Raw genomic sequence first — 21396 nt, 5'->3', positions numbered from 1 at the left:
ATCTGAGTTCTCAAATAAAAAAACGCAACCAGCTCCTGTATTCATAGTGGTCTCAACGGGCCCAGCGCAGCACCAGCGGGTCCAGCCGACGTGCGATGTCCAGCAGCTGGCGCCGTACCTCGGGATGCATGGGCGGCCAGGGCGAGCGCGGCGCGTCGCAGGTGATGACACCGCCCTCCTTCATCAGCGCCTTGGCGGCCAGAAAGCCGGCCTGGCGGTTTTCGTGGTTGATCAGCGGCAGCCAGCGCTGGTACTGCTCGAAGGCCTTGTCCTTGTCGCCTGCGCGGTGCGCCTCGATGATGAGGCGAATGCCGTCGGCAAAGCCGCCGCCGGTCATGGCGCCGGTCGCTCCGGCCTCCAGATCGGCCAGCAGCGTGATGGCCTCCTCGCCGTCCCAGGGGCCTTCGATGGCTTCGCCGCCCAGTGCGATCAGCTCGCGCAGCTTGCCCGCCGCGCCTGCGGTTTCCATCTTGAAGTAGCTGACCTGTGCTATCTCCCTGGCCATGCGGGCCAGAAAGGCGGGCGACAGCGGCGTGCCCGCGGCCGGTGCGTCCTGGACCATGATGGGGATGTCGATGGCGTCGGACACACCCTGGTAGAAGGCCTGCACCTGGGCTTCGCCGAAGCGGAAGGTGGCGCCATGGTAGGGCGGCATGACCATGACCATGGCGGCGCCCATGCCCTGGGCACGGCGGCTGCGCTCGGCGCAGACCTTGGTACTGGTGTGCGTGGTGGTCACGATCACGGGCACCCGGCCTGCCACATGCTCCAGCGCCGTGCGTGTGAGGATTTCGCGCTCCTCGTCCGAGATCAGGAACTGCTCGGAGAAGTTGGCGAGGATGCACAGGCCGTCCACGCCCGAGTCGATCATGAAGTCCAGGCAACGCTTCTGGCTGGTCAGGTCCAGCGTGCCGTCCTCGTGAAAGGTGGTGGGCACGACGGGGAAGATGCCCCGGTAACGGGGATTGGAGAGTGCTGGCATGCTGCGTCTCCTCAATCGATGATGTGGAACTGGTCGAGGTACTCGGTCTTGAGCGTGAGGCCCAGGCCCGGCACGTCGTCGCGCAGCTGCAGGAAGCCGTTGTCGGCAATGGGTTCGCCGTTGAAGATGTACCAGAACAGCTCGTTGCCGACTTCCACGTCGAAGATGGGGAAGTACTCGGCCATGGGTGAGGCCAGAGTGCTCATGGTCAGGTGGTAGTTGTGCATCTGGCCGGCATGCGGGATCACGGGCACTGAATAGGCTTCGCACAGGGCATTGATCTTGTGCGCCGCCGTGATGCCGCCCACGCGGTTGGTGTCGTACTGCACGACGGAGACGGCTTTCTTGTCCAGCAACTGCTTGAAACCGTAGAGGCTGAACTCGTGCTCGCCGCCCGAGATGGGCATGATGTTCATGGCATTCAGCTCGGCGTAGCCGTCGATGTCGTCGGCGATCACGGGCTCTTCCAGCCAACGCGGCTCGAATTTGGCCAGCTTGGGCAGCATGCGCTTGGCGTACTCCAGGTTCCAGCCCATGTAGCACTCCAGCATCAGGTCGGTGTCGTAGCCGATCACTTCACGGATGGCTTCGACGGACTTGAGGTTCTCCTTCACACCTTCCTGCAGATGGGCGGGCCCGTAGCCGAAGCGCATCTTGAAGGCCTTGAAGCCCTGGTCCAGGAATTTCCGGGCCTCGTCCTGCATCTCCTTCAGGTCTGTGCGGTAGAGCTTGCTGTAGTAGCAGGGGATCTTTTCCTTGGTGCGGCCGCCCAGCAGCTTGAACACGGGCTTGTTCACGCTCTTGCCCAGGATGTCCCAGATGGCCAGGTCCACGGCCGAGATGGCGGCCATGGTCACGCCCTTGCGGCCCCAGGCGTGGGTGGCGCGGTACATGCGCTGCCACAGGTATTCGTAGTCCCAGGGGTCCTGGCCGATGACCAGGGGCGCCAGGTACTCGTCGATGACGGCCTTGGCGATCTTGGGCGCGAGGGCCACGTTGCCCAGGCCGATGATGCCGTCATCGGTTTCGATCTCGACCACGGTCCACGAATGGAAGCGGAAGGTGCTCATGGACTCGGTGTTGGAGTACACCAGATCCATGGCGTTGGAGCAGAAGTTGCCCTGGGGCGGAACGGTCTTGCCCTTCCATTCATAGACACGGGCGCGGACGGACTTGATCTTCATACAGACCTCGGAAGAAAAGAGTGAGTAGGACAGGCGGCCCAAACCGCCCGGAAAATGGGCTCAGAGGGCTGGGGCCGCCTGGCGATCACGGTGGGCTGCCCCCATGCGTGCCGCGATCTGCAGCGCCTGCCAGGTGGCTTCCACATTGGCCTTGCCCTGACCGGCGATGTCGTAGGCCGTACCGTGGGCCGGCGTGGTGATGGGAATCGGCAGACCGCCCTGCACCGTCACCCCGCGCGAGAAGCCCAGCAGCTTGATAGCGATCTGGCCCTGGTCGTGGTACATGGTCACAATGGCCTGGTACTCGCCGGCCTGGGCCTTGAGAAAAATGGTGTCGGCCGGGAACGGGCCGTGGAACGGCGCATCGCTGGGCCAGTCGCGCGCCTGCAGGGCCTGCACAGCAGGCGCGATGATGTCGATTTCCTCGCGGCCGCAGGTGCCGCCGTCGCCGTTGTGCGGGTTAAAGCCGGCAATCGCCACCTTGGGAGCAGCCAGGCCACTGGCGCGCAAGGCGTTGTAGATCAGTTCGGCCGCCTGGCTGATGCGCTCCTGGCTCAGATAGCCGGCCACATCCTTGAGCGGCACATGGGAGGAAATGCGCGAGGTCCAGAGATCGCCCAGCGTGTTGAACTCGCAGAAGTAGCCGGTCACGCCCAGGTACTCGGCAAAGTGGTGCAGCTCGTCCTCATGGCGCAGGCCGCCCAGCTTCATGGCCTGCTTGTTTAAGGGCGCAAAGCAGATGGCGTCGATATCGCCGGCCAGGGCCGCATCCATGCACTGGTCGAGCACCTGCAGCACCGAGCGGCCGCCTGCCGCCCCCACCTGCCCCTGCACCACATCGGCCTGGGCGATGGTGTCCACGGCCACAAAGGCCGGCAGCCGCGTATCGGCACGCTCACGCGCGGCAGACAGTCCGGCCAGCGCCGCGGTTGCCACCTGCAATCCGGCGATGCGCTGGCCTTGCTCCCAGAGCCAGGGATCGCCTATCAACACCAGGTTCGCCTGCTCGGTGGCTTGCGGCCTGGCCAGCAAACGTGCAATCAGCTCGGCGCCGATGCCGGAAGGATCGCCCAGGGTCAGGGCGACAACGGGAAAAGAAGCCTTGCTCATGCTCAGTCCAGCTTGATGTTGTTCTTGCGAATGATGTCGCCGAAGCGCTTGTACTCGGCGAGGTGAAAACTACCGAAGTCGGCCTGGGGCATGGGCCGCAGCTCGGCACCCACGGCTTCGAGACGGGTCTTGGTCTCGGGCATGGCGATGACCTTGTTGGCCTCGTCATGCACTCTTTGCTGAACCGCCTTGGGTGTGGAGGCCGGCATGTAGATGCCGTACCAGGCGCTGATTTCCACATTGCGCAGACCCGCTTCGGCCATGGTCGGCACCTGGGGCAGCTGCGGGTTGCGCTGGGGCGAAGTGACCGCCAGCGCGCGCAGCTTGCCGGCCTTGATCTGGCCTATGACCGAGGGCATGGTGTCGAAGCTCATCTGCACCTGGCCGCTGACCAGATCGACCAGGGCAGCGGCGCTGCCCTTGTAGGGGACGTGGGTGATCTGAATGCCTGCCGCATCCTTGAACACTTCGGCGGCAATATGCTGGGTGCTGCCCGTACCGCTGCTGGCGAAATTGATCTGATTGGGATTCTTCCTGGCCATGGCCACCAGCTCCGCCACCGTGTTGGCCGCAACGGAGTTGCCCACCACCAGCACATTGGGCACCGAGCCGACAAAGGCCACAGGAACCAGATCCCGGTTGTTGTCATAGCCAAGCTTGAGCAGATGCGGCGCGATGGCATGGGCCGTGACCACGCCCATGACCATGGTGTGGCCATCCGTGGCCTTGGCCGTCATGTCCACCGCCAGCGTGTTGGAGACGCCGGGCCGGTTCTCCACGATCACCGGCTGCTTGAGCAGCGGCCCCAGCCTGTCGGCCACGGCGCGAGCCATGGCATCGGTGCCGCCTCCGGGAGCAGAACCCACCAGCATGCGCACGGGCTTGACGGGCCAGTTCGCAGAGTCCTGTGCCTGAACCGGCCAGGGCAGCGCGGCGGCGCCGCACAGAGCGGCTATGGAAAGTAGATGACGTCTTTGCACACTTGTCTCCTTGGCTTTTTTATTCGATTGCAGCCCGATGCTAGGGAAGGCGCTGATATGCGTAAACTGAAAGTTATTGATTAATCGATAACCTGAAGTAATAAGAAGCCATGCCATGGGATCGATAGACAAACGCGACAACACGCCACAGCTGCTGAACCGGCTGCGCATGCGTCAGGTGGCCTTGATACTGGCCATCGACGAGCGCCAGACCTTGCGTGCAGCAGCGACCGAGCTTGGCCTGACCCAGCCGGCAGCCACCAAGATGCTGCAGGAGCTCGAAGACGCCCTGGGTCAGCCGTTGTTCGAGCGCGTGGGCCGCCGTCTGCAGCGCAATGCGGCAGGAGAGCGGGTGCTGGAATACTTCCGTTCGCTGCGCGGCAATATCGAGGCCCTGAATCGCGAACTGGGCGAGCTGCGCCAGGGAAGCTCCGGTCGGCTGGCCGTGGGAAGCATCATGGCCGCATCACCCGGTCGGCTGACCCGGGCCCTGCTGGAGCTGAAACAGCAGCTCCCGCTGCTGGAGCTGGAAGTGGCCGTGGACACCAGTGATCGCCTGCTGGCCCAGCTGCGTGAGGGGGTGCTGGAGGTGGTGGTCGGGCGCATGACGAACGAAGCGGGCAGCGATTGCCGCTTTCGCGCCATTGACGATGAGCAACTGGCCTTCATCGTGAGGGAGGAGCACCCTCTGCTGTCGCTGCAGCAGCCCGGTCTGCAGGCCTTGCAGGGGCATGGCTGGGTGATGCAACCGCCTGGCAGCCCCATGCGCAGCTTGATAGAGCAGGAGTTCCGCGAGCACAGTCTGCCGCTGCCGCGCGGTCTGATCGAAACCGGCTCCATACTCACCACCATCAATCTGGTGCGAAGCTCGAATATGGTGGGCGTGATTCCGCGCACGGTGGCGGATCTTCATGCCGCCCATGGCATGCTGCATATCCTGCCGTATCGGACCAAGCACAGTCTGGAGGCCTACGGCAGCCTGGTGCGCAAGGACAGGCCCATCAGCCGCTCGGCACAGATGTTCCTGGATCTGCTGCACCGTCACGATGCAGCAGCCTGAACAAGGGCCGGCACCGGGCCTCGGGGCTGCGCATACAAGCCTGAAGCAGCACTAGCCGTCCAGGTCCAGCTCCCGGCGCAATGTCGCAGCCCGGCGCGCATGCTCCGACTCGCCTGGCCGGCCCAGACTGCGGTGCAAGGCGGCAAGGTTATCCAGCAGCGGCAGCAGGCGTGCATCGCTGCCGCCCAGCGCCTGCTCCATCAGACCCAAGGCCTTGATGAACATGGGCTGCGCTTCCTGGAAACGACGCTTGCGGTATGCCAAGCCGGCAAGGCCGTTGAGAACGCCTGCCTCGCCCACCCGGGCCTCGGGATTTTCCTGCTGCCGGTAAAGCGCCAGCGATTGGGCATATAGCGTCTGCGCCTGCTCCTCGTGCCGAAGGGCTTCGGCCATGCGCGCACGGCTGGCCAGAAGATGCGCCTGCCACAGCACATCGGGTGGATGCCGGTCGGCAATGGCCTGCGCCTGCTCGAACAATGCGTTGGCTTGCGCATAGTCCTTGCTCTGTGCCCGCCACAGGCCCAGTTCGTTCAGCACCTGGGCCAGAACCAGGGCTTGCGGATCCTGCTGCATCAGCACCTCCCTGGCGCGCTCGTACTGCGCAGCGGCCTGCTCATCATTACCCTCTCGGTGATGCAGCCTGGCCCGGGCCAGCAAAACCGGCACCAGATCCCTGTTGCCGTCACCGGACTGCTGCTGCAGCGCCATTGCCTGCTCCAGAGCCTGCTGCGCTGGCTGCAAGCGGCCTTGCTGCTCCTGGCTTTGCGCCAGGGCCAACAGGGCCTGCACGCGGGTCGCTACATCGGCCCGGGCCGCAGCATCGACCGGCAGGGTCGACAGTTGCTGCAGATAGGCTTGCGCCTGGTCATGCTCGCCAAGACTTGCGTGCAGATCCCCCAGGGCCTGCAGCGCTTTTTCGCGCAGTGCCAGCGAGACCGCATCGGCCGGCAGGGCCTGCGCCACTTCGAGAGCCCGCCGGTAGCTCTGCACTGCCTCGCGCGGCTGCTGCATGGCCTTTTGCACATTGCCCAGATTCCAGGCCACGGATGCGGTATTGGCATGTGTTCCCAGGCTGGCCTGATTCAGCTCCAGTGCCTTGAGCAGAGACTGTTCGGCTTCGGCCTTGTGGCCTCGGGCCTGCTGAATCAGCCCCAGAAGATTCAGACTGCTGGCCACATAGGGCCGCTGGCCCTGGCGCTGCTGCTCGGCCAGCGCCAGGGCCTGACGCGCGCTCTGCTCGGCTGGCCCATATGCCTGTTCGTCCTGCTGGCGCAAGGCCTTGTCGTAAAGGCTCTGCCACTGCGCAGTCTGAGCCAGCAATGGCGGGCTTGCAGCCACACTGATCAGCAGCGCCAGCGGCACCAGAGACAGCAGCACGGTCCAGGACGGCAGCCGGGTCGGCCTAGACATGAATCTCGCAATGCGTTTGCACATAGCCATGTACCGTCAGAAACGCAGCTCGCACGGCTGCAGCCGCGCGCTCCCTGGCCGCGGGGTCCAGCGGAACGGCATCGAGCTGGGCGCTGAAGGCCTTCCAGCTCGGGGCTCGTCCCTGCGCATGCGGTGCCAGATGACGCGCGCCGAATTCGGCGTTCAGCTCCAGCGCCGCAGCGGCCTTGAGCAGAAAGGCAGCCCCCAGGTTGGAGCCCTGCTCCACGTACAGCCAGCCCAGGGCCGTGGCAAGGTCCACGGCAGTACCCAGCGCGAACACCGGTGCGTTCAGATTCTGCGGCAGGGCCTGGCCCAGATCGCTCAGGTCGCGTGTGACCGCACTCAAACGCTGGCGCCCGGCCAGACCAGGCAGCAGTCGATTGAGTTCCGGATTGTCAAACAGTGCCGCCACATCGCGGTGAAAGCGATATTGCACCCGCAGAAATTGCGCATAGCTTTCGCGGCTGGCAAATGGTTGGGCAGCCATGATGCGTTGATCCAGCGCGCCATGGCTGGCCTGGGATGCGGAGCGCAGCAAAGCGCTCAGCCCCTCGGTTTCTATCGTCGATGTATCCATGGGACATTTCGCTTTCCGTCATAAAGGCGAGCACCGCCTGCTCCAGATCCGGTGCCCGCCTGCGCCTTCATCAATAGGGGTAAATAAAGGGTTTGTGGCTGAAGGTCCAGCCGCTCTTCTCGGCAATGCGGAAGGACCATTGCATGCCTTCGCTGGCCTTGTTCAGATCGGCCGCAACAGGCACTGGAGACGGCACCTGCATCACCAGATTGAATTCCACCGTCTGGCCCTTGCGAATCACCTGAGCGTTGCTCAGGCCCTGGAAGCTCAGTGCATAGCCACTCTGCACCGAAGTCGCTGCCAGATCGGCGATGGTGTAGTCGCCGCCGAAGGCCGTCAGGCGATAGCGCTGCACCGCCATCGGCACACCGCCTGTCAGCTCATGCTGCCAGATGGGGAACGAGGCGCTCTGCACGGACGCATAGGGGAACAATTGCTGTGGCAGGCGGTTGGGATGCGATTGTTCGCCCAGCGTGCCCGAACTTGTGGACGAACCCAGGTATTCAAGCAGCAGGCTGGGATAGTTCTGCCGCTCCACGGCGTGCAGTGTCATGGCAAACGGACCGGCAAATGCCATGCCGTCGCTAATTGCCAGCTGTAGCTCGTAAGCCCCTGCCACCGTGGGCGCAATGCCGATACGGTCAGGGCAGGTCCATTGACGCAGGGCCAGGCTCTTCTGAATCCAGTTCGCAAACGTGGAGACCGTCGCGCCAGGCCACTGGTTGCTGCCGGTGTTGCCACACATATAGTTGTTTTCAGGCACCTGGAGCTTGCTGCCTGCGGGTTCACGCGACAGGGTCCACAGATAGGTCAGCGTGTCGCCATCCGGGTCGTAGCCGTTGCCATTGAACAGGAAGCTGTTCCAGATCTCCGCAGCATCCGGCGAATCGCCAAAGCGCAGCTCCCTGCCGGTTTTTCCGATGACCAGGGGTTGCTCCTGGGTGTAGAGCACATCCGCTGCAAGACGCGCGATGGGCGTGTTGTTCTTGGTCTTGACGAGCACGCTGAGCTGCGTGTCCAGGGTGGACACGCCATCAGAGCTGGGCGTCCCATGCTCATCGGTCACGACCAGCGAAAAGGAGTACGGACCTGGTTTGTCGGCGACGAAGCTGGGGTTCATGGCTGCCGCATTGCTGAGCTTGGCCGCGCTGCCATCGGGCTTGTCCAGCAGGGTCCAGGCATAGCTCATGCGGTTGTTGTCGGGGTCGGTGCTGGCCTCGCCCGTCAACGTGACCGTGGTGCCCACGCCAATGGCGCTCGCACCTCCCATGACTGCGGCCTTGGCCACCGGCGGACGATTGGCACCATTGAGCACGGTAAAGCTCTGCGTCACCGGCTCGCTCCACTCCTTGCCATCATTCACGCGCAGCTGCACCACGTAGTTGCCGTAATGCGTGCCCGTGAAATTGCCCCAGGTAGGGTTGAATTTGCTGGCGGCATCAAAGCCGGCAGGCGCAGACACCAGCGTCCATTCACGCGTCAGCGTGTCCTCGTCCTTGTCCTGCGAATAGGCCCCGGTAGGGATGATGGAGGTGCCCAGTTCCGCTTCGAAAGACTTGCCGAAAGGACGGGAAATGACGGCCACCGGCTTGGTGTTGGGCGCGCCGTCCGGCTTCTTGACCTTGATCTGAATCCCGCTGAAAGCCGTGGTCGTGCCGTCGTACACCACCAGCGTCAAGCGATAGGTGCCGGCAAAGTCCGGAACCAGGGTCGGCCTGGCCGTATTGCTGCCCTCGATCACGGCCTGAGAACCCCAGGGCCGACCGGCCGGCGCGAAGAACCAGCGGTATTGCAGGCTGCTGCCCTCCGCATGGGTGCTGCCCGAGCCGTCGAGCTGCACGCGCTGACCGCGCACCGCATTGTCGATATTGGAGCCGGCCTTGGCCACCGGAGCCGTGTGCATCTGGTTGGCGTTGATCCTGACCGTCACCGGCTGGCTGCTCTTGCTGCCATGCGTGACCACCAGCGTGGCGCGATAAAGGCCCACCACATCGGGCAAAAAGCGCGGCTGGGACAGATGAGGGTTGTCCAGCTCGGCCTTGCTGCCATCCGGCTTCTCCACCAGCGTCCAGTTGAAGCGCAAGTCCGCGGCACTTCCTCCTGCGGGCGGCTGGCTGGCCGTGCCGTCCAGCTGCACCGTGGTGTTGACCAGTTGCGCCAGCTCTGGCAGCGTCACGGCCACCGGGTTGGGGTTACGCACTTCCAGCTTGACGCTGACCTCGTTGCTCGAGGTCACGGCGTCGCTCACACCGAGGCTGATGCTGTAGTTGCCGGGCAGGTCTGGCGTGAAGCTGGAGCTAGCGGCGGTCGGTGTCGCCAGCGCAGCCGTGCTGCCAGCGGGGCGCTCCGTGACTTTCCATTGATAGGTCAGTGTGCTGCCATTGGCCGGCGTGCTCGCAGAGCCGTCGAAAGTGACGGTGTCGCCTGCGCTTGCCGTGGCAGCGGATGCCGTAATACGGGCCGTGGGGCGGTTGAGGCTGCCCGTGCCGCCGCCGTCATCACCTCCGCCTCCTCCGCCGCCACAGGCGGCCAGGAACATGGAAAGGCCAAGGCCCCAAAGGACATGGCGAGACAAGAATTTCATGGCTGAAATTTCCTTTGCAATAAAGCAGACTGATGCTGCGAAAGAATCGAAGGCAGGCACGCAGACAGGCGTGCCATGCGCGCTCAGAACTGCAGGGTCACGCTCAGGCGTGCCGTGCGCCCGGGCGCCGGGACCATGCCCAGGCTCAGGGCGTCCAGGTAATAGCGATCCGTCACGTTGTCCACGTTGAAGTCCACGTTCACGCGGTCGCTGAACTTGTAGCTGGCAAAGACATCCCAGAGCACATACGAGTGCCACGGCACGACCTGGTTGAAGCCCTGGGCGGTTTCGTTGTTGAACTCCGGTGTCGGATTACGCTTGCCCATGAAGGTGCCGCGCACTCCGACGGTGAGCTTGCGCTCGAGCAGACGCGCTCCCAGCAGGGCACTGGCGTGCCATTTGGGCGGAATCATGTTGTTGACATAGCTGTTGGCGATGCCGTAGTCGGTGCAGGTGTAGCGCCGGAAACTGCCAAAGTGGCAGGTCTCGATGAAGGTATAGCGCGTGCCGCTGGCCTCCATGAAGACCGGCCCCATGTCGTAGGAGCCCGAGACCTCGAAACCGTCGAAGCTCACGCTTTCGATATTGCGCAGGGTGAAGAACTGGCGGCCGGAGCCTTCTTCCCAGGTGTTGGGGAAGGTACGGGTGAGATAGTCCTTGGTGGTGTTGCTGAAGTAGGCCAACTTGGCGCGCAGCTTGTCGCTGCTGCGCCAGACCCCGTCCTTGAGGAAGTTGATGCCGATCTCGCGGTTGAGCGTGCGCTCCGGCTTGAGGTGAATGTCCTGCGAGGGAGAGACGGAGTAGCCCGCCGTGGTCTCGAACAGGCTGGGCATGCGCATGGCACGTGCATGGCGTGCATACAGCTGCACGCTGGGCGTGACATCCCATAGGGCGCTGAACATGGGCGATGTGCCGTTGTTGCGGCTGTTCATCATCAGCGGATCACAGCTGCCCGTGCCCTTGCTGTCCACGCAGTAGGCGCTGTCGGGGCTGACCAGCATGGGCTTGTCATCGCGCGACTCGAAGCGGGTATGGCGCAGCCCGGCCCCCAGGGTCAGGCTGGGAAGTGGCTTCCACTGAAGATCGGTGAACAGGCTCCATTCGGTGCGCCGCCCCAGACGTCCCCCGGAGCTAAGCATATTGCCGGTGGCAACGCCGTTGACCTTTTCCAGCTGCGCGGCAAGTCCGTAGTCCAGCTTGATGCCGCCAGCGCTGGCAAAGCGCATGCTGTTGCTGACGTCGAAGCCCCAGCGCTTGTAGTTTTCGGAGCCGGCGCCGAACATCTCGTTGACGGTCTCTTCCGAGTAGTTCTGATTCAGGCTGTCCGTGTTGGTGTGCCAGAGATTGCTGGTCAGGTTCAGCCAGTCATTGTTCTCGGGGTTCCAGCGGTGACGCAGGGTATAGGTGTCTGCGGTCACCTTGCTGTTGGAGGTCTGGGCCACCTGACCCAGCCACAGCAGCTGGGACGGCATCAGCTCGCCATAGGTACTGGTGTAGCGCATATAGCCGACTTCCAGCTCCTGATCGTTGGGCAGGTACAGGCGCGTCTTGAGCAGGACCGACTCGTTCTCGTGATTGGTGTTGACAATGCGCTCGCCACCGCGGAAACGCGTGGCCCCCACCACCTTGGGAACGACCTCGGTATAGAAGCCGCGGTTATAGGTTTCCGAAAGATCCAGCGAGGGCACCGGCCCCTTGGTACCCGCGTAATAGTTGCCCTGGCTGCGGCGTGCGTAGGCCGCGACGATATCGGCCTTCTCGAAACGCTTGGCCAGCGCAATGCTTCCCGCCCAGCTCTTGGGCTGCATCAGACCGGGCCGGTTCATGCTCTCCGAAGACGGCACCACATTGGCGATGTCGAAGGGCCCCTCACACAGGCTGGCAATCACGCAGTTGGTGCGATAGACGCCTCCCGTTCCGTTGCTGGAACTGCCTCCGGTATTGAAACCTGCCTTAGTCCCCGGCGCAGGTACCGAGCCGCTGTTGTTACCGATCAGGCTGCCGCGCAGACGAATGCCAAAGGTCTGGCCCGGGCGTACGATGTCATCGGCATTCAGGGTGCGGGCGCTGACCAGCCCCCCCACCGCACCGGTTCCCTGCGCCCCCATGACCGGGCCTTTTTCGATCTGTATTCCACCGATCAGATCGGGGTCGATATAGGAACGCGAAGCGACGCCCGCATAGCCGCGGTAGACCGTGGTTTCCTGGCGTGCGCCATCGACCAGCACAGGCACGCGCCCCTGGCCCTGCATGCCGCGGATGTTCACATCCAGCCCGCCGCTGTTGCGGTTCTCGCCGATCAGCACGCCGGGCGTGCCCTGAAAGATATCTCCCACCGAGGTGCCGCGAAACCGTTCGATGTCTTCGCGCTTGAGCACATTGCTGGAACCTGCGGTGCGGTACTGCCGGTCTTTTTCATCCCGCTCGGCATCGGCCAGGACCAGCACGGTAGACATGACGCGGCTTGGCGGCTCATCCTCCTGTGTCTCTGCGGCTGAAGCGGCCTCTGCCGAGGGGCCGGACACGGGCTTCAGACGCACCACTCCATTGCCCGTGAATACATGCGCGAAGCCGCTGCCGTGCAAAAGCCGGGTCAATGCCTCGCCCGGCGTCATCGCGCCCCGCACAGCAGGAGCGGACAGGCCCTGCAGCTTCTGCGGATCGAAGACCAGGCGCAGTCCGGCCGCCGCACCGAGAGCCACCAACGCCTGGCCTAGATCTCCTCTGGGCAGATCGAACTCGACACGCTCCTGAGCGGCATTGGCCTGTGCCGCTGCAGCAGGCCGGGCCGGATTCCCGGCAGCCCAGGCCTGCCCCAGCAAGGCCATGCCTATCGCTATGGCGATGGCTGTGCGACTTCCCTTGGCGAGCTCGTTGACTTGGCGACTGTATGTCTGCGGCAGAGCACTGTCGGCTCCTGTTGCCCATCGGTTCATGACGTCCTCTGAAGTTCTGTGACCGCAAGGCAGACGCAACACCCGATTCCTGGGTGCGCTCCGCGATGCCTCTCTTCAAAGGAGACGGTTGACTCGCGAGATTCAGTAAATACGAATCAAAGTTATTTTTAATTACTCAGAGCAGCATCACCAGCCCTGGCAGCTGCAGCAGGCGCGCGCCCAGTTCCTGGGCTATGGCCTGCATGGCACCCTGAGCATCGGACTGCAGAAAGACACCGCTGACGCGCCGCTGCGCCAGCGCGTGGTCTCGCACCACGATACGGCTGGTGTGATAGCGGTTGAGGCGCCCCACCACATCGGCGAGCATCGCGCGCTCGAAGACCAGCAGCCCGCGCTGCCAGGACTGGCCGGCATCCTCGCCCAGGACCTGCAAGGCAGTCATGCCCAGCCTGTCGTAGCTGACGCGTTGACCCGGCGATACCACCACCACATCCTGCGGCAAATGGTCCAGCGACACCTCCACCTGGTGGAACACACCGGTCACCTGCGTTCTTGCGTCCAGTCGCTCGACGATAAAGCGGGTGCCCAGCGCACGGGTGCGCCCGTCGGCTGCAGCAACCACAAAGGGCCGACGCTCCGCATCAGGCCCACCGGACGCATTCACGGGCTTTGCGTCAAACAAGGCTTCGCCTCGCAGCAGAGTCACCTGTCTATGCCTTGTGTCGTAACGCACGGCCACGGCGCTGTCGCCACCCAGATGTACGCGGCTGCCATCGGGCAGCGCCACTTCGCGCCGCTCCCCCACCCCGGTGCGGTAGTCCGCCTCAAAGGCCAGCATGATCTGGCTGCCGGCCCCCATCCACATAGCACCTGCAGCAAATACTGCTGCCCCTGCACCTTTCCACAACATGCGTCGCCGCACGGTTCCTTGCAACAAAGGTTTTGTCTCCGAAACCATTTCTGCGCCCTGCTCTGGCAGCAGCCCAGACTGTCCCAGCGTTCCCAGTTCGGCCCAGATGCGCTGGGCATGGGCATAAGCCTGCCGATTGGCAGCATCCGCATTCAGCCAACGCTGCAAGGACTGTTCATCTTCCGGCAGCCAGTCTTCGTCCGCACGGCGCACCAGCCAGGCAGCTGCCTGCAGGCGGATGTCGTCATCGGCATCGGACAGGGGTGTGGGTTGAGATGGAGGATTCACAAAAAGCTGCCGTCTGAATACAAACGATGGGAGAGCATGATGGGAAGACGTTCAAGCATTGGCAAACCAGTAATTTTCATCCAGGGTGTATATCCGGCGCTCTGAAATACTGCAGAACTTCAGTGGAGCGGCAAGCGCGCCATGGCATGGGCCAGGGCTCGCGCCAGATGCTTCTGTACCGAACTGGTGGAAATATCCAGCGCATCAGCCACCTGCTGATAGCTTTGTTCATGCACCCGCACGCGCATGAAGATGTCTTGCGTGAGTGGCGGCAACTCCTGCAGGGCCTCGGCCAATTGCAGCAGACGCTGACGGCCAGCCAGTGACTGATCCGGTCCTGGAGCAGTGTCCTCAATGTGCACAAGCTCCTCTGGCGCAACCGCTGCCGTCTTGCGCGCCTCCTGCTGACGCGCCATGTCGACAAGCATGTTGCGCGCCATCTGGAACAGATAGGCCCGGGCATCCTGCACAGGTGCTGCCGCCGTGACCTCGATGAAGCGCAGGAAGATCTCCTGCAGCATGTCCTGAGCCACATGCATGTCGTGCACGCGGTGGTGGAGCCAGGCCAGCAATTCCCGGCGGTGGGCAATGAAAGTGCTTTGAGGATCGCTGGGCATGATGAAGGCGTGGATTGTAGCCATCATTGCGAATGAATCTCATTCATTACACATGAAATATACGCCTTCATGATCCCTTGGCAACTGAATCAATCCGTTTTCCGCAGAGCGGCCAACGCTGCGATGCAACTCTCGAAGATCGGGGCAGGCAGGTTCTGGCAAACATATTCCGGCCGGCAAACCGGATCTACCGGCAGCGCTCTTGATAGGTTGACGCGAAGCCACCGCGCCTGCGTCCTGCCCCGCTCTCCATTGCTGATTTGCGCTCTGCAGGGTCACATTCATTTATTTATGAAACAAGATAGTCATCCCAATAAATTTGCTTAACAAATTTATTGCCAGCATCCAGACTACCTCCAGGATTCTTGGAACTTGGAGACACCCGTTGAAGCAAACGATTTTCAGCGCGCCTGGGCATTTTTTCCGCCCCTCGCGTTCACACGCTGTGGTTATTGGCGGCGGAACAATGGGAGCCGATGTCGCGGTCGTTCTTTGCCGCGGAGCTTGCAGAACGACGGTGATCGAACCCGACGCCGACCGGGCCGCCAAAGTCCCTGAGCGAGTCCGTGAGGGATTGATCCAGCTGGGCGCGGCTCAGCACCTTGCTCGGCTGTCAGTCGTATCGTCCTTGGACGATCTTGACTGGGACTCTGTGGACCTGGTGATCGAATGCATCCCGGAGCGTTTGGACATCAAGCAAGCGCTTTTCGAGCAACTCGAGCAGCGCGCCCGCAAGGATGCATTGCTGGCCAGCAACAGCTCGAGCTTTCCCATCACCGCAATTGCACAAGGCCTGCAAACACAGGAACGCATGCTGGGTCTGCATTTCTTCATGCCTGCGCACCTGACGCCTCTTGTTGAGGTGGTGTGCGGCGAGGCGTCTCGGATGGAATGCGCAGAGAACCTTCATGCCTTCATGCGCCAGTGCGGCATGGTTCCGGTGCTGGTCAAGAAGGATTTGCCGGGCTTTTTGGCGAATCGCCTTCAGCACGCACTGGCTCGCGAGGCTTTTGCACTGATTGAAGCGGGCATTGCATCGCCCGAGGATGTGGACGCAGCCGTGCGCTTTGGCTTCGGATTCCGCTTTCTCGCAGCAGGTCCCGTGCTTCAGCGCGACCATGCGGGTCTTGAAGTCCACTGCGCCGCTGGAGCGACGATGTATCCGTCTCTGGCGGCCAACAAGGAGCCTAGCCCATGCCTGTCGCAAAGAGTGGCTGAAGGCAAGTTCGGCATGAAATCCGGAGAAGGTTTTTTCAAGTGGACTCCGGAGAGCATTGCCCAAGAGAAACAGCGCTACCAGAGAACACTGCTGGCAGGTCTCGAACTTCTCAAAAGCGAGCTGCCTGCCGTGGGCGATGCCGCCGAGCAAGAAGAGAGCGCATGATGAATACACCGCTGATCATCACCGTTGCTCCCAACGGAGCCTACAAGACCAGGGAGCAGCACCCTGAGGTTCCATTGACTGCCGCCGATCTGGCACAGACCGCCAAGGAATGCCTGGACTCCGGTGCGTCCATGATTCATATGCATGTGCGCAAGCCTGACGGCAAGCATTTGCTCGATGCCCACGCCTATCTTGAAGCCACTGCCGCAGTGCGCAAAGCGGTGAGCCAGGAACTGGTGATTCAGGTCACCACTGAAGCGGCTCAGGTCTACCAGCCACACGAGCAGATGCGGGTTGCACGAGAAACGGCGCCGGAAGCGATCTCTGTCGGCTTGCGCGAGATACTCAAGCCTGAAGTTCCCGAAGCGGATATCCGCTCCTTCTTCACATGGCTCAAGCAGAGCAATGTGATGACCCAGATCATCCTGTATGACGTGGCGGACGTGCAGGCCTGGCAACGCCTGCGTGCAAGTGGAATCATTCCGGAAAACAAATGGTTTCTACTTTTTGTACTGGGCCGCTACTCTGCCGGTCAGACCTCTTCGCCCATTGATCTGCTGCCGTTCCTGAATGTCCATGACGATATCTATCCATGGGCGATGTGCGCCTTCGGCCCTCAGGAAAATGCGTGCGCGATAGCTGCAGCAAGCCTGGGAGGGCATGCACGCGTCGGCTTCGAGAACAACCTGTTCCTGAAGAGTGGTGAGCCGGCGGCAAGCAATGCCGCCCTGGTCGCCCAGGTCTGCCAGGGGGCCGCAGCACTGGGCCGTCCGCTGGCCACAGCTCACGATATTCGAAGCCTGTTCCTGAACTGATCAGCACTTCAAGGCCGCAGCACCTCTTGTGTCTTCAGGTAATGGTCTCTTGGAGGCACAAGATGCTCTGCCGTCAGACGGATCAGGCGCTCCCTCGACCCCTCCCCCTGCGCCAGTACCGCCAGCAGCTCGTGATGCTCCTGTTGGGATTGCAACTGACGCTCTCTGGACATCAGCGTTCCAAATCGAATCGCATGCGTTTGGCGGGCGAAGTCTTCGATGGATTGCGACAAGAAAACATTGCCGCATTGAGCAAACAAAAGCCGATGAAACTCCTGGTTGGTCCGAAAAATGCCGCGCGGCTCCTGGTGCTGGATCGCTGCATCGTGCTCGGCCTGAATGCGCCTGAGCTGCTCCAGGGCATCACGGTCCAGAGGCAGCGCAATTCTGCGCATCGCCTCCAGCTCGAGCAGCTCTCTCATTTCGTAGAGATGAACGACTTCATCTCTGCTGAAAGCCTTCACCATGGAGCCAATATTGCGCCTGCGCTCAAGCAGACCAGCGCTTTCGAGCCGAGCCAATGCGTCTCGCACCACATGGCGTTTGGCTGCGAACCTTTCCATCAGCTCGTCTTCAACAAGACGCACTCTGGGAGCCAAGAGGCCCAGAACGATGTCTTCCTCCAATGTCGCGGCAATCACGGATGCACCGTCCTCGGATGGACGGCGCTCCTTGGCAAAAGCGCCCGTCGGCATATGAACTTAACTCCTTGGAATCGAACCCTTGCGCTGCGTCGCAGTCAGGAAATCAAAGTCTGCTCCACGATCAGCCTGCAAAACAGTTTTCTTGAACAGATGCGCGTAACCACGCTCTGCCGCAGGAACTTGAACAGGCTTGGCATTCTGACGCATAGCCAGCTCTTCCTCACTGACCAGCCATTCAATACAGCGCTCGCGCACCGACAGACGAATTCTGTCTCCGGTTTGCACCCAGGCCAAAGGCCCGCCAATTGCCGCCTCGGGCGTCACATGCAAAACGATGGTGCCGAAAGCAGTGCCACTCATACGGCCATCGGAGACGCGCACCATGTCTTTCACGCCTTGGGCTGCGAGTTTCTTGGGAATGGGCAGGTAACCCGCTTCCGGCATCGCCGCTCCTTTGGGGCCGATGTTCTTGAGCACCAGCACATCCTCGGCCCGGACATCCAGCTCGGGCGAGTCGATACGCGCGGCCAAATCCTCCGCATTCTCGAAGACAACGGCACGGCCCTCATGCTCCATCAACTCGGGGTTGGCTGCGGACTGCTTGATGATGGCTCCTCCTGGAGCCAGATTGCCGTGCAGCACGGCAATGCCACCCTGTGGATACAAGGGGGCATCCAGAGTCTTCACCACATGCTGCTTGAAGACGGGACCTGCCGCCTCCAGCTCCTCGCCCAGGGTGCGCCCCGTCACGGTCAGTGCATCGAGGTGCAGCAGGGGCTTGAGTTCTCGAAGCAGGGTATGCATGCCGCCTGCGGCATGAAAGTCCTCCATGTAGTGGTCGCCAGATGGCTTGAGGTCGAGCAACACCGGAGTATTGCGGCTCATGACATCCAAGGCCTTGAGATCCAGCTCGTATCCCAAACGACCTGCGATCGCGGCCATATGCACGATGGCATTGGTGGAGCCCCCCATGGCCAGCAACACGCGCATGGCGTTTTCGAAGGCTGCAGGCGTGAGAATCTTGTCAATGCTCAGTCCTGCACGTGCCATGCGCACGGCCACCTCACCGGATCGTTCCGCAATCCGGATTCGGTCGGCAGTGACCGCTGGAGGGGTCGCGCTGCCTGGAAGGCCAATTCCCAGAGCCTCGGCGATGCAGGCCATCGTGCTGGCAGTGCCCGCCACCGAGCAGGTGCCCACACTGGCAACGAGCTGATTGTTGACGTCGGAAATTTCCTCCGCATCAATTTCTTCGGCACGGAATTTTCCCCAGTAGCGTCGGCAATCGGTGCAGGCTCCCACTCTTTCGCTTCGATGCGATCCGGTAAGCATGGAGCCGGTCACCAATTGAACCGCCGGCAGTCCGACCGAAGCCGCGCCCATCAGCTGAGCCGGCACCGTTTTGTCACAGCCCCCGATCAATACGACCGCATCCATGGGCTGCGCTCGCAGCATCTCCTCTGTGTCCATGGACATGAGGTTGCGCAGATACATGCTGGTCGGCTGGGAAAAGCTCTCGTGCAAGGAGATAGTCGGGAAGTCCATGGGCAGCCCACCGGCCATCAGGATGCCGCGCTTCACCGCCTCAATCAGTTGCGGCATGTTTCCGTGACAAGGGTTGTAGGAGCTGCCGGTGTTCGTGATACCGATCACAGGCCTGTCCAGCGCCTTGTCGGTATAGCCCGCTCCTTTGATGAAGGCCTTGCGCAAAAAAAGAGAGAAGCCGCGATCACCGTAGTTGGTGAGTCCTTTGGAGATGCCGCTCGAAGCGGCTTCTGGATGAATCGTGGCTTGCTGGTCTGGCTTGTTCGTCATGGAAGGGTTAACCATTGTTGATGCACTGATTATTAATAATATTATTGATTAAAAGAAAAATCGAGCGCTCAAGCAAGAAAGCGCATCCCTGAAAACCCTAAAGGAGACTTCATGAAACCCACAGAACCCGTTAACCCAGGCATGCGCTGCCGCAAGCTCTTTAACCTGGTTGCAACCGCCCTCGTTGCAGCCGGCGCATCGGGTGCAGCCAGTGCGCAGACCGATTACCCCAACAAACCCGTGAGGCTGGTGGTTCCCTATGCGCCGGGCGGAGCGACCGATGTCATTGGCCGCGTTCTCGCCAAGCAGCTTTCAGACCAGCTCGGGCAGCAGTTCGTCGTCGATAACCGTGCCGGAGCTGGCGGCAGTCTGGGAGCGGGTCAAGTCGCCAAATCACCTGCCGATGGCTACACCTTGCTGATGGGCGCTTTCACAAGCCACACCATCAATGCAGCACTGACGCCTGCGGTGACTCCTTTTGACATCCACAAGAGCTTCGCGCACATCTCGGTGGTTGGCAGCGTTCCGCTAGTATTTGTAGTCAATCCCAATGTTCAGGCGAAATCCGTCAGGGAACTGGTCGCCCTTGCCAAGGCCAGCCCTGGCAGCGTCACCTTCGCTTCCGCAGGCAATGGCTCGCCCCAGCATCTCTCGATCGAGATGTTCAAGCGCCAGACGCAGGTGGAAGTCGTGCATGTGCCCTACAAAGGCAGCGGCCCCGCTCTTTCCGATCTGCTCGGTGGTCAGATCAATGCCATGATTGACACTGTTCCTGCCGCACAAAGCCAGATCAAGGCAGGCAAGCTCCGGGCCCTGGCCACTACGACCAAAGAACGCGTCGCCTCGGTTCCGGACATTGCTACGGTGGTGGAAGCCGGATTTCCAGACATGCAGGTCAGCTCCATGTTTGCGCTCTCGGCTCCTGCAGGAACGCCAGTTGCAGTCATTCAGAAGATCAATTCAGCGCTGAAAGTGGTTCTGTCCAAGCAGGATGTCAAGGACTCCATGCTCGCCCAGGGAGCCATTGCCACCTACAACACGCCTGAAGAGTCGACCAAGATCATCAACGCCGAGTACGCCAAGTGGGCCAAATTGATCAAAGACAGCGACATCAAGGCTGAATAAGCGCGGATGGCGGAGCTGCAAAAAGCTGCCGCTCCGCTACCTATACTGCCGTGGTGGAAGCCAATCTATCAACCAAAGACCTGAGGGCGGTGGTCGCTCTGAGCCAGACCAAGAGCTTTGGCCAAGCCGCCCTCCAGGTTCACCTCTCGCAGTCCGCACTGTCGGCCCTGATTGCGCGTGTAGAAGCCCAGATCGGAGCCAGACTGTTTGAGCGCACCACTCGCGCCGTCGAGCTGACCGATGCGGGCCATGTCTTTATCGCCCATGCCCAGGAGATCTTGCGCGATACGCAACGTGCCTTGCGCGCCGTGACGGACACCGTACAGCTCAGAACTGGTTCGGTGACGGTTGCCGCACTTCCCTCTCTGGCTGCCTCGCTGCTGCCAAAGGTCTTTGCCGAATTCACGCGGATTCACCCCGGGGTGCGCCTTGCCTTGCTTGATACATTGTCGGGCCCAGCGTTTGATCTCGTTCGTGATGGCAAGGTCGACTTTGCACTCACTGCAGCCGATCCCAAACAGGAAGACCTCGCCTATGAGCAACTGATGGAGGACCAGTTCTTTCTGATCTGTCCCGATGACCATCCTCTATCCAAGCAGGCAGGTCCCGTCCCTATCGAGAGCACTCTGGACTACCCGCATGTCTCCATGCCCAGCTCTGCTAGCGTGCGTCAGTACATTGATGCGGATCTGCTCTCAAAAGGGCTTTACTTTGCTCCTGTCTTTGAAGTTGACCATATTGCAACCATCGGTGCCCTGGTCAGTGCGGGCCTGGGCATCAGCGCACTCCCCGAAACAGCCATATCCCTGCTACAGGCCGACCGCCTTGCGCAGATTCCTTTGTCGGCCCCTGGAATTCAACGTCCTTTGGGCATAGTGATGCGCCGCCACGCACCTCGAAGCTCGGCGGCTAGGAAATTAGAGACATTAATCAGAGCGAGCCTGCACAACCTGGCCTCTCATTCCAGCTAGAGCACTGCTACGGATGCCGGAA

The 21396-nt window shown here is 61.8% G+C and carries 17 protein-coding genes and 1 pseudogene; 6 read left to right on the top strand and 12 right to left on the bottom strand.

The window, feature by feature from the left end; translation table 11 throughout:
- Window positions 1–52: 52 nt before the first annotated feature.
- From F3J24_RS08790 to F3J24_RS08775, 4 genes are read right to left on the bottom strand one after another with little or no spacing between them, the layout of a single operon-like run.
- Window positions 53–982 (bottom strand): dihydrodipicolinate synthase family protein, encoded by a 930-nt coding sequence (locus F3J24_RS08790; protein WP_167004817.1) that lies wholly within the window; start codon window positions 980–982, stop codon window positions 53–55.
- Between the two features lie 11 nt (window positions 983–993).
- Window positions 994–2166 carry an L-rhamnonate dehydratase gene (locus tag F3J24_RS08785; RefSeq protein WP_167004814.1) on the bottom strand — a complete coding sequence of 391 codons (1173 nt, stop codon included), beginning with the start codon at window positions 2164–2166 and terminating at the stop codon, window positions 994–996.
- 60 nt (window positions 2167–2226) lie between these two features.
- Entirely contained in the window at window positions 2227–3276 is a 1050-nt protein-coding gene (locus F3J24_RS08780) for a 4-hydroxythreonine-4-phosphate dehydrogenase PdxA (protein WP_167004811.1), read from the bottom strand.
- 2 nt (window positions 3277–3278) lie between these two features.
- Window positions 3279–4256, bottom strand: a complete 978-nt coding sequence (locus tag F3J24_RS08775; RefSeq protein ID WP_167004808.1) for a tripartite tricarboxylate transporter substrate binding protein — start codon at window positions 4254–4256, stop codon at window positions 3279–3281.
- Window positions 4257–4371: 115 nt separating this feature from the next.
- On the opposite strand from F3J24_RS08775, the gene F3J24_RS08770 reads away from it, so the two are divergent.
- Window positions 4372–5316: a LysR family transcriptional regulator gene (locus F3J24_RS08770; protein ID WP_167004805.1), complete on the top strand. Its 945-nt coding sequence runs from the start codon at window positions 4372–4374 to the stop codon at window positions 5314–5316.
- Window positions 5317–5367: 51 nt separating this feature from the next.
- Here the strand turns inward: F3J24_RS08770 and F3J24_RS08765 are convergent, their stop codons facing one another.
- The 6 genes from F3J24_RS08765 to F3J24_RS08740 form a co-directional block, all read right to left on the bottom strand.
- Complete coding sequence (locus F3J24_RS08765) at window positions 5368–6726, bottom strand: tetratricopeptide repeat protein (RefSeq protein ID WP_167004802.1); 1359 nt, start codon at window positions 6724–6726, stop codon at window positions 5368–5370.
- Window positions 6719–7324: a biliverdin-producing heme oxygenase gene (locus F3J24_RS08760; protein ID WP_167004799.1), complete on the bottom strand. Its 606-nt coding sequence runs from the start codon at window positions 7322–7324 to the stop codon at window positions 6719–6721. The genes F3J24_RS08765 and F3J24_RS08760 overlap by 8 nt, the downstream gene beginning before the upstream one ends.
- 70 nt (window positions 7325–7394) lie before the next feature.
- Window positions 7395–9908: a PKD domain-containing protein gene (locus F3J24_RS08755; RefSeq protein ID WP_167004796.1), complete on the bottom strand. Its 2514-nt coding sequence runs from the start codon at window positions 9906–9908 to the stop codon at window positions 7395–7397.
- Window positions 9909–9991: 83 nt separating this feature from the next.
- The gene (locus tag F3J24_RS08750) at window positions 9992–12844 is read right to left on the bottom strand and encodes a TonB-dependent receptor (protein ID WP_240154287.1); all 2853 of its coding nucleotides are present in this window, start codon (window positions 12842–12844) and stop codon (window positions 9992–9994) included.
- A gap of 136 nt (window positions 12845–12980) precedes the next feature.
- Complete coding sequence (locus F3J24_RS08745) at window positions 12981–14003, bottom strand: FecR domain-containing protein (protein ID WP_167004793.1); 1023 nt, start codon at window positions 14001–14003, stop codon at window positions 12981–12983.
- A 119-nt stretch (window positions 14004–14122) separates the two neighbouring features.
- Window positions 14123–14644, bottom strand: a complete 522-nt coding sequence (locus tag F3J24_RS08740) for an RNA polymerase sigma factor (RefSeq protein ID WP_167004790.1) — start codon at window positions 14642–14644, stop codon at window positions 14123–14125.
- A gap of 442 nt (window positions 14645–15086) precedes the next feature.
- Between F3J24_RS08740 and F3J24_RS08735 the strand changes: the two genes are divergently transcribed.
- On the top strand, window positions 15087–16004 hold the full coding sequence (locus F3J24_RS08735; RefSeq protein ID WP_240154305.1) for a 3-hydroxyacyl-CoA dehydrogenase family protein: 918 nt from the start codon (window positions 15087–15089) through the stop codon (window positions 16002–16004).
- Window positions 16004–16819: a 3-keto-5-aminohexanoate cleavage protein gene (locus F3J24_RS08730; RefSeq protein WP_205244658.1), complete on the top strand. Its 816-nt coding sequence runs from the start codon at window positions 16004–16006 to the stop codon at window positions 16817–16819. The genes F3J24_RS08735 and F3J24_RS08730 overlap by 1 nt, the downstream gene beginning before the upstream one ends.
- A gap of 8 nt (window positions 16820–16827) precedes the next feature.
- Here F3J24_RS08730 and F3J24_RS08725 read toward each other — a convergent pair whose 3' ends face one another.
- Window positions 16828–17514, bottom strand: a complete 687-nt coding sequence (locus F3J24_RS08725) for a GntR family transcriptional regulator (RefSeq protein ID WP_167004784.1) — start codon at window positions 17512–17514, stop codon at window positions 16828–16830.
- A gap of 6 nt (window positions 17515–17520) precedes the next feature.
- Window positions 17521–19278, bottom strand: a complete 1758-nt coding sequence (locus tag F3J24_RS08720) for an IlvD/Edd family dehydratase (protein ID WP_167004781.1) — start codon at window positions 19276–19278, stop codon at window positions 17521–17523.
- Between the two features lie 111 nt (window positions 19279–19389).
- On the opposite strand from F3J24_RS08720, the gene F3J24_RS08715 reads away from it, so the two are divergent.
- The 3 genes and pseudogenes from F3J24_RS08715 (at window position 19390) to F3J24_RS08710 (ending at window position 21374) form a co-directional block, all read left to right on the top strand.
- Window positions 19390–20403, top strand: a complete 1014-nt coding sequence (locus F3J24_RS08715) for a tripartite tricarboxylate transporter substrate binding protein (protein ID WP_167004778.1) — start codon at window positions 19390–19392, stop codon at window positions 20401–20403.
- Window positions 20404–20453: 50 nt separating this feature from the next.
- Window positions 20454–20594, top strand: a pseudogene (locus F3J24_RS25145) (LysR family transcriptional regulator); the annotation flags it as partial.
- Window positions 20595–20681: 87 nt separating this feature from the next.
- Window positions 20682–21374 carry a LysR substrate-binding domain-containing protein gene (locus F3J24_RS08710; protein ID WP_240154304.1) on the top strand — a complete coding sequence of 231 codons (693 nt, stop codon included), beginning with the start codon at window positions 20682–20684 and terminating at the stop codon, window positions 21372–21374.
- The last annotated feature ends 22 nt before the right edge of the window (window positions 21375–21396 follow it).

Source organism: Comamonas sp. Tr-654 (assembly GCF_011752915.1).
GTDB lineage: Bacteria > Pseudomonadota > Gammaproteobacteria > Burkholderiales > Burkholderiaceae_C > Comamonas.
This window is presented reverse-complemented; position numbering and strand designations above follow the sequence as displayed.

What these genes read in the sequence shown, in the direction of transcription:
- F3J24_RS08790 (WP_167004817.1), bottom strand. Translation starts at nt 982, where the DNA reads ATGCCAGCACTCTCCAATCCCCGTTACCGGGGCATCTTCCCCGTCGTG.
- F3J24_RS08785 (WP_167004814.1), bottom strand. Translation starts at nt 2,166, where the DNA reads ATGAAGATCAAGTCCGTCCGCGCCCGTGTCTATGAATGGAAGGGCAAG.
- F3J24_RS08780 (WP_167004811.1), bottom strand. Translation starts at nt 3,276, where the DNA reads ATGAGCAAGGCTTCTTTTCCCGTTGTCGCCCTGACCCTGGGCGATCCT.
- F3J24_RS08770 (WP_167004805.1), top strand. Translation starts at nt 4,372, where the DNA reads ATGGGATCGATAGACAAACGCGACAACACGCCACAGCTGCTGAACCGG.
- F3J24_RS08765 (WP_167004802.1), bottom strand. Translation starts at nt 6,726, where the DNA reads ATGTCTAGGCCGACCCGGCTGCCGTCCTGGACCGTGCTGCTGTCTCTG.
- F3J24_RS08760 (WP_167004799.1), bottom strand. Translation starts at nt 7,324, where the DNA reads ATGGATACATCGACGATAGAAACCGAGGGGCTGAGCGCTTTGCTGCGC.
- F3J24_RS08755 (WP_167004796.1), bottom strand. Translation starts at nt 9,908, where the DNA reads ATGAAATTCTTGTCTCGCCATGTCCTTTGGGGCCTTGGCCTTTCCATG.
- F3J24_RS08750 (WP_240154287.1), bottom strand. Translation starts at nt 12,844, where the DNA reads ATGAACCGATGGGCAACAGGAGCCGACAGTGCTCTGCCGCAGACATAC.
- F3J24_RS08740 (WP_167004790.1), bottom strand. Translation starts at nt 14,644, where the DNA reads ATGGCTACAATCCACGCCTTCATCATGCCCAGCGATCCTCAAAGCACT.
- F3J24_RS08735 (WP_240154305.1), top strand. Translation starts at nt 15,087, where the DNA reads ATGGGAGCCGATGTCGCGGTCGTTCTTTGCCGCGGAGCTTGCAGAACG.
- F3J24_RS08730 (WP_205244658.1), top strand. Translation starts at nt 16,004, where the DNA reads ATGAATACACCGCTGATCATCACCGTTGCTCCCAACGGAGCCTACAAG.
- F3J24_RS08725 (WP_167004784.1), bottom strand. Translation starts at nt 17,514, where the DNA reads ATGCCGACGGGCGCTTTTGCCAAGGAGCGCCGTCCATCCGAGGACGGT.
- F3J24_RS08720 (WP_167004781.1), bottom strand. Translation starts at nt 19,278, where the DNA reads ATGACGAACAAGCCAGACCAGCAAGCCACGATTCATCCAGAAGCCGCT.
- F3J24_RS08715 (WP_167004778.1), top strand. Translation starts at nt 19,390, where the DNA reads ATGAAACCCACAGAACCCGTTAACCCAGGCATGCGCTGCCGCAAGCTC.